This is a genomic window from Mycolicibacter senuensis (assembly GCF_003284925.1).
In the GTDB taxonomy this organism is placed as follows: Bacteria; Actinomycetota; Actinomycetes; order Mycobacteriales; family Mycobacteriaceae; genus Mycobacterium; species Mycobacterium algericum_A.
In genome coordinates this window covers 1-5,063 of the sequence record NZ_QMEX01000204.1, presented here as the reverse complement: position 1 = coordinate 5,063, position 5,063 = coordinate 1, and the positions used below count along the sequence as shown (strand labels likewise).

The window sequence follows — 5,063 nt, the reverse complement described above, 5'->3', positions numbered from 1 at the left end:
GTCGACGACCGGGCCGGCGCGCACCGGCCGGCGTGGCTGGCGGCAGCACAGGCGGTGAACTCCGGCTCCGGCGACGAGCATGCCGCCGAGGTCATCGAGAAACAGCTGATCCCCTACGTGGACCACGACGTTCGGGGTGAGTGGGTGCCGGCCGTGCAGTCGGCGCGAGACGGGATGGCCGGCGCCTACCGGGCGGCGGCGGGGTCGGCCGACCCGGCGCCGGGGACGGTTTTTCCGGTACCCGGTGATCTTGGTCCCGTCGTGCCACCCGATCACCCGACCGGTACCACGCCGGCCGTCCCGGCGACCGCGGCCCCCGTCGCAGCGGAGATCGCGCCGGCGTCCGATGTCGCACCGGCGGGTGTCCCCGCGGCGCCGGACGCGAGGCAAGACGCCGCCGTCCCGGAGCCCGCCGCTGCCCTGGCGGACATGCCTGCCGATCCAGCACTTCCGGCCGGCCTCGGCCTGCCCGGTGATCTGGGGTTGCCAACCGGCGGGCTGCCCGCCGGCGGTGGTCTTGGCGGGCTCGGCGGGTTGGGCGGATTGATTCCCCGGCTGGCCGACGCGTTCGGTGACCCGGGACCCTCCGACGGGTTCGGCGATCCGTTCGAGGACCGCGCAGCAACCGACGACCGCGACCCTGATGACCCCGAGGACCCCGAGCCGGATGACTCGGAGGGTGACCCGCCGGACGAGCCCGGCGACGAGGCCGTTGTCGAGGAGGCCGCCGCCGAGGATCCTGGTGAACCGACCGCATCGGAATCCGCGCCGTCGGACCCGGAAACCGAGGCCGGCGCCCAAGCTGAGCCCGCGGCCGAAACCACCGAAGCCGACGACTCCGGCCAGTCTGCTGAGCCCTCCGCCGACGGCGCACCGAAGACGCCATGCGAGGTCGCCGCTGAACAGTTACCCCAGGTCGGGCAGTGACCGGGCTACGCCGCAGCAGCATGCTTGGCTGGTCGCAGCGTGATGCGCCAAGCGTATGAGCCCGCTGACCCCGCAGTAGGGCCGGCGGGCTCACCTCACCCCTGGCGCGAGCCCCAGGTCTGCAGCGCCGAAACGATCCTGGCCGCGGCCTCCAGTTGCTCCAGCGACAGCTCCTCGGTCGGGGTGCGCCATTCGGCAACCACCGCAAGTGCGCCGTCGATGAACAGTTCGCGGGTCTTGCCGCGCTGGATCTTGCCGCTGGAGGTGGTGGGCATCGACACGTGGTGCACCAGCACCACGGCGTCGGCCGCGATGCCGTGGTGGGTTGCGACGGCGGTGCGGATCTTGTCGATGACGGCGTCGAAGTCGGTTTCACCGATCTGGCCGCTGTCCACCTCGTGCACCACGACCAGTTGCTCGATGCCTCCCGGGGGCGCGTCGGTGGCGAATGCCGCGCCCCGGCCGGACACCAGTACCGGGTCGCATTGCTGCACGGTGAACTCGATGTCGTTGGGGTAGTAGCGGTGCCCGTCGACGACGATCAGATCCTTGCAGCGACCGGTGGTGAAAAGCTCACCCGCGCAGAGGAACCCGTAGTCCCCGGTGCGCAAGAACGGTCCGCGCGCCGGGTCACCCGGCGCGGCCAGCCGTGCTCCGAACGTCGCGGCGGTCTCCTCGGGGCGACGCCAATAACCGAGGGCGACATTGGGGCCGGCGACCCAGATCTCGCCGACCTGGTCGGGGCCGCACGGCTGGTGGGTCACCGGGTCGACGATGGCGACGTCGGTTTGGCGCGGCTGACCGCAACCCACGAACGTGGCCGCGGCCGGGTCGTCGGGTGCGATGTCGACGATGCGGTCCTGCTCCAACGCGGCACGGTCGAGGTAGCGCACCCCCGGCATCCCGGTGGCGCATCCGGCCGACACACACAAGGTGGCCTCGGCCAGCCCGTACACCGGATAACACGACGAAATCTGGAAACCCGCCGGTGCGAAGGCATCGGCGAACGCCGCCAGCGATGTGGCGCGCACCGCCTCGGCGCCGTTCATGGCCACCGTCATGCAGGAAAGATCCAGTGCCGCGCGTTCTTCGGGCGTGCTGGTCTCCACGCACCGGTCGTAGGCGAAGTTGGGTGCCGCGGTGATCACGCCGCGATGCGCCGACACCAGTTCCAGCCAGCGCATCGGGCGTTTGATGAACGCGGTCGGCGACATCAGCGCGGTGCTGGCCCCGATGTAGACCATGGACAGGATCGCGCCGATCAACCCCAGGTCGTGGTGCGGCGGCAGCCAGAACACGCCTTTGGCGTTCTCGTCGCCGTTCCACGCCTGCCGGATGGCGTCGACGTTGTGCAGGATGTTGCCGTGGCTGAGCAGCACACCCTTGGGTGAGCGGGTCGACCCCGAGGTGTACTGGATGGCGGCCGGCGAGTCGGTGCCGATGGCGGGGGGCACCCAGGCGTCCGGGTCGGCGCCGGCATCGGTGAAGAACCAATGCTCGGGTTCACCGGGGATCCCGGCGACCGCGGACCGGGTGGCCTGCTGGGTCTCCCCGGCCGTGAGGGCGAACCGGGCCTGCGCGTCGGGAACCACCACCTGCAGCCGCGGCGCCAGCTTCTGGTGCACCGGCACGGCCACGGCCCCGGCATAGAGGCAGCCGAAGAATCCTGCGATGAAGTCCAGACCCGGGCGCACCAGGACCAGTACCCGCTCCCCGGCGATGTCGTGGCGCTGCAGACTCGCCGCGATCCCCCGGGCGCGCAGGTCCAGGTCACGGAAGCTCAGCTCACTGCGGCCCTCGTCGTCGCCGTTGTAGGAGAAGCTGAACGCCACCTTGTCGCCGAACCGCTCGGCTTGGCGTTGCAGCAGCTCAACGAGGGTTTCTGCGATGGGTGTCGTCACCGTGGGCGTGAAGTCCATGGCCCCATCTTGGCCCCCGAGGTGTTCTGGACCACATTCGGGCCCGTGTGAGGCCCCGGAATCGGCGCGCAGCAGCCTTCGATCTGGTTGCTGGCGCGTGCCACGCCACGGGCTGGTCGGTGCTAGACGGCACTGGCGGCGCCGCTCATTTCACAGTGCGAAAATCCAGCTTATCCAGCACATTCCCAGGTATCAACTCAGTTTGAGCGGCCGTGATCAGGGCGTATACGACGACAGGTTTGGAAGAAATGCTTGAGTTTAAGTGTACTCACAGGTAGTGTCCTGCATCACATCGGCATAACAGTGAGAAATCAGCAACATCACGGGACCGGTGACTGCTGGTCATCATGGTTGCTCAGGGCAGTACCGACACAAAGGAGACGGCTGTGCAGCAAGCCCTTCGCCCCTACGTCACCGCGGGGATCGCCCTGGTGGGTTCCGGGCTGATTTCGGTCACACCCGCAGTGGCACCGGTGCCCAGCCTCTCCACCATCCGGGACGTGGCGCTCACCGGTGCGTTTGACGACTTCCTCCAGCCGTGGATCGACCAGTACAACACCGCGGCCGCCAATGCCCAGTTGTTGATCAACAACTTCGCCTTGGCGCCGTTCGTCGGCTATCAGCAGCAGATCGCCAACCAGGGCGATCTGTGGAGTCAGGCGATCAACGACCCGTCGACCATCCCCGATGTGACCAACCAGCTGCAGGAGGACGCCAAGTCCGCCGCGGACGCATACACCCTCATCAACGCGGGTCCGCTCGGCTTCCTGACCCCCGGTGACCCGGTCACCGAAATGGTCACCGACCACACCCTCAGCGGCGAAGCGAACCTCGACCTGACCGGTGAGACCATCAGCACCCTGGGCCACAAGCTGCTGATGGGCTTCCTGCCGGCGATGCTGCCCGCCGACCTCGACCCCGAGATGGTCACGCCGATCCTGAACTTCCTGGCCTCCCCGTTCAGCGGTCTCATCATGGGTGCACTGGGCCCGTCGTTGAGCCCGTGGGTCGCGCTGATGAACAGCATCTCCGACGGCGACGGCCTCAACGAGATTATGGCCAACATGGTCGGCGCCTTCTTCAACGGCGCCACCCTCAACCTGGACTTCTTGATCCCGATCGTCGAGCAGACCGGCCTGCTGCCGGAAGGCACCAACGTCTACCACATCGATCTGGCGCTGGGCGGGTTGTTCACACCCGGGGTGGTGGCCTCGGCGCCCAACCTGGTGCCGGGCACCGGTGTGGAGTTGGCCGCTCCCGGCGGGTCGATCTTCAACAGCATCGGCCTGGACCTTGACGCCAATGTGCTGGGGGCGTCGCTGCCCGCGGTGGTCCCCGCCCATGCGGTCGGCCCGATCGGGGCCTGGGAAGGCTGGATGCAGGCCATGGGAGCAGTGCTCGGATCGGGCTGGAGCGGCAAGAGCAACCCCCAGGATGCGGTGGCTCCGCTGACCGGTTTCCAGCTCCCGCAGATCCCCGACGACCTCTTCGACGACGGTGGCGCGGCCGGCGCGTCGGACGCCGCCTCACCCGACATGCTGCAAGACCTGCTGGACCTGTTCATCGGAGCCGGAGGCTGACGCCGGCGCGCCCGCTTGACCGGTAATCGCCCAGACAACTTTCACCACAGCTCGACAGAGCCGCTTCACAGGAGAGGTGTTCGCAAATGAGTCGTCGTCACAGCAGCCAGGCTGGTAACACCGGATCGCGCCACCGCAAGCGGGTGGCAGGCGCCACCAGTTCGGTGGGCGCGTTCCTGGCTTTCGGGCTGGCCCCGTTGGCCGCGGCACCGGCCGCCCACGCCGATGTCGATCTCCTCGGTGATCTGCTCGGTGATCTGGCGTCCTCATGGTCGGTTGCCGATCCCGGTGACGCCGCGGCAACGTGGGACCTCGACGCGCTGTTCGGCGCCGCAGATCCGGGCAGCGCAGCCGACGACCCGTTCTCGTGGACGGCGATCATGGACCAGTGGTTCTACGAGCCACTGCACGCCGGCGTCCAGGCCTGGATCACCAGCGACCTCGGCGAGATGGTCAACAACTCGATCAACGGGATGTTCGGGCTCTACCTGATCGGCAATGGTGTCGACGGAACCGCCCTGAACCCCGACGGCGGGGACGGTGGCTTGCTGTTCGGCGACGGCGGAGCCGGCTGGGACAGCGATGCGGCCGGTGTCGACGGTGGAGATGGCGGCGACGCGCTCGGCATCCTCGGCAA

The 5,063-nt window shown here is 68.5% G+C and carries 4 protein-coding genes; 3 read left to right on the top strand and 1 reads right to left on the bottom strand.

The features are described from left to right. Positions 1–927: hypothetical protein (locus DQP56_RS22595; protein ID WP_112689230.1), on the top strand; the 927-nt coding region annotated here is incomplete at its 5' end. A gap of 95 nt (positions 928–1,022) precedes the next feature. Here DQP56_RS22595 and DQP56_RS22590 read toward each other — a convergent pair. Beyond that, positions 1,023–2,846: a fatty acyl-AMP ligase gene (locus tag DQP56_RS22590; protein WP_112689228.1), complete on the bottom strand. Its 1,824-nt coding sequence runs from the start codon at positions 2,844–2,846 to the stop codon at positions 1,023–1,025. A 386-nt stretch (positions 2,847–3,232) separates the two neighbouring features. Between DQP56_RS22590 and gjpA the strand changes: the two genes are divergently transcribed. Together gjpA and DQP56_RS22580 are read left to right on the top strand one after the other, a co-directional pair. Beyond that, positions 3,233–4,426 carry an outer membrane porin GjpA gene (gjpA, locus tag DQP56_RS22585; protein ID WP_234825794.1) on the top strand — a complete coding sequence of 398 codons (1,194 nt, stop codon included), beginning with the start codon at positions 3,233–3,235 and terminating at the stop codon, positions 4,424–4,426. An 86-nt stretch (positions 4,427–4,512) separates the two neighbouring features. Then, positions 4,513–5,063: PGRS repeat-containing protein (locus DQP56_RS22580; RefSeq protein WP_353617218.1), on the top strand; the 551-nt coding region annotated here is incomplete at its 3' end.